This is a genomic window from Microcoleus sp. K4-B3 (assembly GCF_036704615.1).
In the GTDB taxonomy this organism is placed as follows: Bacteria; Cyanobacteriota; Cyanobacteriia; order Cyanobacteriales; family Microcoleaceae; genus Microcoleus.
The window spans coordinates 1-5,080 of sequence record NZ_JAUBSF010000172.1 but is presented as its reverse complement, the minus strand read 5'-3'; the positions used below and the strand labels follow the sequence as shown (position 1 = coordinate 5,080).

Genomic DNA, 5,080 nt, shown 5'->3' with positions numbered 1-5,080 from the left:
GAATATGGATAAGCTTACTGGGAAAGTTAATGATTAACGATAATGAGATTGATATTACTGCTATTGTCACTACCAGCGGTGTTAAATTGCAAACCGAAGTTAGCGAGATTACCAAAAGTTATTTAAGGATTGAAGCAATCCGCCGCAAGATGACAATGGGGCAATTGATAGATTGGATTGTTGAATCATTTTCGAGCGGTGACGTACCAAAAATCACTTCTTAATTGATACGGCGAATTATTTGAAATTGACCTCGATTTAATCAGGGTTTTAGAAGCCTTGAGCGGGAGGGTTATTTGATACGGGCAATTATTTACTGCCGGGTGAGCACGAGCGATCAAGATTGCGATCGGCAAGAACGGGATTTAAGAGAATTTGCCGATCGCGCCGGGTATGAAGTTATAGAAGTCTTGCGGGAGACTGCCAGCGGTGCTAAGGACGATCGCGCGCAGCGCAAAAAAGTTATGGCGGCGGCTCGGGCGAGAAAAATATCAGCGGTGTTAGTGACCGAGGCTTCGCGATGGAGTAGGAGCACCATCGACCTACTCGGGACGCTGCGAGATTTGAACGACTGGGGAACGTCTCTTGTCACTCTGTCGGGCATCGGCCTGGACTTGAGCACCTCGCACGGTAAATTGATGGCCTCGATCATCTCGGCGATTGCTGAGTTTGAGCGCGACCTGATCCGCAAGCGGGTAAAAAGCGGGATTGCAGCGGCGCGAGCGAAAGGGCGGAAGTTTGGCCGCCCGCGAGTGTCCGAAAGCGCGATCGCCTTTGTGCATCAACTTCGGGCCCAGGGCAAAACTTACTCGCAGATCGCAGCGGCTTCTGGAGTCAGTCGCACAAAGGTTGCTGAGTTGTGCCACCAGAGTTCCGAAGCGTAGCGGCAATTTCGGCGGGGGGAATTCCGGCCGCTAAGAGCGATCGCACTTCGGCGACTTTCGCCTGAGAAATTGGCGAGTCGGTGTTGCCGCCTCTGATGTGTTGGTGTCTTACTCGCCCGCCCGTTTTGTAAGACAATCGGAAATACTCGCCGCTGCGAGCCGTACCGCGCGGCCGATAAGTTGAAACTGCATTAAGCGGTAAATAATCATCAACGAGCGGGGGGATTGATTCTGTAACCGCAGGCTCAACAGGGGTTACAGAATCGTCAGGAGCGGGCGGGGGTGATTCTGTAACCGCAGGCTCAACAGGGGTTACAGAATCATTTTTGTCACTGGGAGGAAGGGCAAGCTTGACTTCGGAAGGGTAGAGATAATCCCACTGACTCGCAAAAGGATTCCAGAATTGCAGTCCCCCGTCTACCGGATCGACGGCGTGGATTTTATAGATGTGACCGCACTTGACGTGTTTTGCTATCGAGGGCAATCTGCGGATTTTTACCCAGTCTCCAGGTTTGTAAAAACTTCCTGTTTCTGCAATTGCCGTGTCAAAGAGTGAAAGTTGAGCGCTAACCATCTCTGTCGTAAGCTCCATCTGTTCGGTATTCCACTTCTTCAAGCATTAGGAGGGCGTACCCAATAGCCTTTTGAGATTTGAATAATGCGTCGCGAGTTAACTTGTCGCCTTCCTCACGAAACACTTTGTCAACAATCCACTCTCTTGTTGTATAGAGTTTCCTTCGCTGTTCGCTTAGTGTTTCTTTTCGGCTCATAATTCTATGCTTATGCCTTCCAATTGGTCTAAACGCCTAACAATTTTTCTGTAGCTGTTAGTCAGTCTGTGAACTTCGACAGCCTGTTTGGTGACAAACTCCATCAGAGCGGCAAGATGTTCTTCGATGTCGTACACTTCATCATTTTTTAGCTTGATGTGAACTTCGCCCGATTCTGGGTTTCGTACGATTTTCATAGATTAAAACTCTCTGGCGGGAACGCCTCAGGGGGGAAATCTTCAAGAGGGAAATTTTGAGACCCTACCAACTTCCAGCCTTTTGCTAAGTGTTCGCGAGCTAGAGGTGAGTCGAGAGAGTTACACATTCTCTTTGCTGCTGTTTCCGCCGTTTCTACAAAATTCGGGTGCTGTGTATTAGCAGCTTTGAGAAACTGAGCACCAGCAACAAGGCAGTATATTTCCCAACCGCTCAGGGTTACTTGTACGGATTTAATATTGTTTAATTCGGCGGCACATCGTTTTGGGTCGAAATCTTCCATGTCTATTTATTGTCTAGTTGTTGTCTAGCAGCAGATCGCCCGAAAGCGACCGATCGGCTAATTTCTACATATCTGTGACTACTTCAAAACCTTCGCTCTCAAGAGCTCGCGTGAATTGTTCCATCGTCGCCGCGGCGGCTGCTAAAACTTCGGGCGAGAGACTCTCATCGTTACCCGCTACAACTTCCGCGACCTTGTAACCGGTGCAGCGACAGCCGAGGTTCTGATGAAATTTCTCGCAGGGTTCGCAGCAGAAGTCCTCGGCAGGCAGGATGTCCTCCGTCGGATTCCAGCCGAGTTCCAGCACCTTGTAAGTTTCGGAGTCTGGATTGAACAGTTGTTGCAACTGGTGAGCCACTTCGATCGCAATTTTGGTAAACGTATCGTCGGCAATCGCTGGGTGACGGGTTGCCAGTTGAATGTGACTGATGATGGCGATCGCTGCGATGGGCGGAATCTCTACTGTCGTCGGCGGCAAGTCCCGCATCGCGTTCACTTCGTCGGCGTACTTTTTGAGGTCGGGGGGAGTTTTCATGTCTACAAATTGTCTACTAATTGTAGACAGTCATTTGACTAGATAAGCGTAGCCATCCTTTACTGTCAATCCGAGTAATTTTGCAAGTTTCTCAGATTGTCGATGGACTAATTCACCTTTTAAAGAAACAGGAAATTTTTCTAAAGCTAATTTAGCTTTTTTGTAATCAGATAAAGGGACAGCTTCGTTGTCTTGATGAGGGTAATGATTCCAGCAGCCGTTTAAATTTTTGGTTGCGATCATCAACTCGCCCTCTCCTATCTCATCATCCTTGCCCTTATAAACAATCAGATTTTTTCCCACACAAATGATGTTTTTGTTCATATAAGCCAACCCAATCTCGAAGGTAGTCTCCCCCATTAAGTAATGCTCTGAGCGGGTTTCAAGGTAGAATTCTAATAATGAAGTACGCTTGAGAGACTGGGCAATTTCACTCAAACAATACAAAGTCACACCTTTTATGCGTGGCAACCAAAACCTATGCTTAACATCTCCGATGTCTAATTTTCCTAGTATAACGTGAGTTCGGGTTAAGCAGAACAGAGCAAGTTGTTATCCATGGCGATTCCTGGCTTTTTGGGTTGATGGCAATAAGCAATCAACCCACAGATAATATTGACAAAGCAGTTAACGGGGGAACGATGTCGGGAATGCTCAATCTGAGAAATATTCTTTAACTGGTCAATAACAGTCTCAACAACAGCACGTTTTCGTAACAGCAGACGATCACTCAAAGACATCAAACGTTGGTAGTGCGTTTATGTAGGGCTTGCTGAAAAAGTGACCCAAGAGGAAAACAAGGATAAATTAGCTCATGAAGTAACCAGGACTAATAAGCTTTTTTTTTCGCTCATTAACCCATCGATTACTTTTCTTAATTCTCCCACCCCTAAAAGTTACGTTTGGGAAAAATTGGCAAAAAAATGCCCAAAGAATCTGTCTGAGTATCCGAGACAGATTCATCACTAAAAAAGTGATGGCTATGGCAGTTTGAGCCGTATCTGGCAGTTTAGCCATGACTCGACCTATGCTAAATCTCCGTTTTCGCAAGTCCCAAATTTACCCTCAATCGCATTCCTAATTTTCTCATCTTCTGAGGCTTGCTTTTTCACTTCTTTGCTTACATCTAATCGCGGTCTTCCTAAAGGGGAACCACTCATTCTTATGCCTCTTTCTTTACACCAAGCTCGGTTCTCTTTGGTTCGATAAATCTTGTCTACATGGACTGATTCTGGATAAAAACCCGTGAATTCTTTGTAAGCTTCTACTTGGGCTTTTAAATCCACTGACTCGTTAAAGTTATCCCAACTAATCCGGTCAAGAAAGATATATCCATCTACACAACTCGCTGACAATTTTGCTCCAAATTCTACGGCTGTTCCTGCTTTCCCTCTCACGATTGGGCGAATATGGGGTTGAGTAATACTCACAATTCGGTCAGGGATACTCTGCTTTTTATTTGACCACATCCATTGCTGTTGCCGATAAACTTCGGCGATGACTAATAAGCTTTTATATTGAGTCTTATTCAGGCTTGAAAGCTTTGCCCCTCCTCCGATTAGCTCGCTCGATAGACCCTAAGTTTTTTTTGATATATTGCAGTTGTTTTCTAATGGCTTTCCTCTTAACTTTTCGGGTAGGGCGGCGTTGCTTGGCTACGGCTAGGTAGTCTTTTCTTGCTAGTCTTCGGTAGGTTCTTGGTTTTTTTTTGAGGGAGTCTGATTCTCCTGATGCAGGATATCAATGATTGACTCGGTTTTTTCTCGCGCTGCATTTAAGATTTTTAAGTCGGTGGGATATGTGATATCTGCTGGCGCACAGGTCGCATCGATTATCAGTTTTCCTCTATTTTTCTGTTCACTTACTTTTTTCTCTTCTGTTGAGTTCTCCTGAGTCACTTCTGAGATTCTCTCTTGGTTTTTCTGTACCACCCGTTGATTGACTCGCTTTACTAAGTTGACCTGAATTCGCTCCCGGAAGTGGACTAGCATTGAAGCCTCGAATGGGGGGTCTTCGCTATATTCCTCCAATCCGATAAAATACTGCAAATATGGGTTCTCTTTGATTTGTTCTACCGTTTCTCGGTCGCTAATTCCTAATTTTTCTTTGATGATTAATGCCCCCAATGCCATTCTGAAGCTTTTGGCTGGGGCTCCCATTTCTGCTGAAAATAGCTGTGCGTATTCTCCTTCAAATTCTGACCACGGTATTAGCTCACTCAGGATTACCCATCGATTCTGGGCTGATAATTTTGGCTCTTCCGTACTTACCGCTGCTCAAATGTTAATAAATAGTTCACAAACAAGTTTTGTCAAAATAAAATATGAAAAAGTTAATGACAAATATACTAAATTTACCTGGCGTGATAGTAGAAGATTACAAACAGACAGCA

7 protein-coding genes and 2 pseudogenes are annotated in these 5,080 nt (G+C 45.4%); 2 read left to right on the top strand and 7 right to left on the bottom strand.

The features are described from left to right. Together QUA78_RS31760 and QUA78_RS31755 are read left to right on the top strand one after the other, a co-directional pair. A partial coding sequence (locus QUA78_RS31760) for a hypothetical protein (RefSeq protein ID WP_333399231.1) occupies positions 1-224 on the top strand: 224 nt, incomplete at its 5' end. Between the two features lie 72 nt (positions 225-296). Further along, the gene (locus QUA78_RS31755; RefSeq protein WP_333306827.1) at positions 297-884 is read left to right on the top strand and encodes a recombinase family protein; all 588 of its coding nucleotides are present in this window, start codon (positions 297-299) and stop codon (positions 882-884) included. Here QUA78_RS31755 and QUA78_RS31750 read toward each other — a convergent pair. The 7 genes and pseudogenes from QUA78_RS31750 to QUA78_RS31720 form a co-directional block, all read right to left on the bottom strand. Further along, the gene (locus QUA78_RS31750) at positions 835-1,476 is read right to left on the bottom strand and encodes a hypothetical protein (RefSeq protein ID WP_333306826.1); all 642 of its coding nucleotides are present in this window, start codon (positions 1,474-1,476) and stop codon (positions 835-837) included. The two genes, QUA78_RS31755 and QUA78_RS31750, sit on opposite strands and share 50 nt — an antisense overlap. Positions 1,477-1,650: 174 nt before the next feature. After that, entirely contained in the window at positions 1,651-1,851 is a 201-nt protein-coding gene (locus tag QUA78_RS31745; RefSeq protein WP_333306823.1) for a hypothetical protein, read from the bottom strand. After that, entirely contained in the window at positions 1,848-2,153 is a 306-nt protein-coding gene (locus QUA78_RS31740) for a hypothetical protein (protein WP_333306821.1), read from the bottom strand. The genes QUA78_RS31745 and QUA78_RS31740 overlap by 4 nt, the downstream gene beginning before the upstream one ends. Before the next feature lie 64 nt (positions 2,154-2,217). After that, on the bottom strand, positions 2,218-2,688 hold the full coding sequence (locus tag QUA78_RS31735) for a hypothetical protein (RefSeq protein ID WP_333306819.1): 471 nt from the start codon (positions 2,686-2,688) through the stop codon (positions 2,218-2,220). 30 nt (positions 2,689-2,718) lie between these two features. Beyond that, entirely contained in the window at positions 2,719-3,126 is a 408-nt protein-coding gene (locus QUA78_RS31730) for a hypothetical protein (protein WP_333399230.1), read from the bottom strand. 92 nt (positions 3,127-3,218) lie between these two features. Then, positions 3,219-3,428 (bottom strand): annotated as a pseudogene (locus QUA78_RS31725) (transposase); the annotation flags it as partial. Positions 3,429-3,495: 67 nt separating this feature from the next. Then, positions 3,496-4,946, bottom strand: a pseudogene (locus tag QUA78_RS31720) (IS5 family transposase); the annotation flags it as partial. Positions 4,947-5,080: the final 134 nt, after the last annotated feature.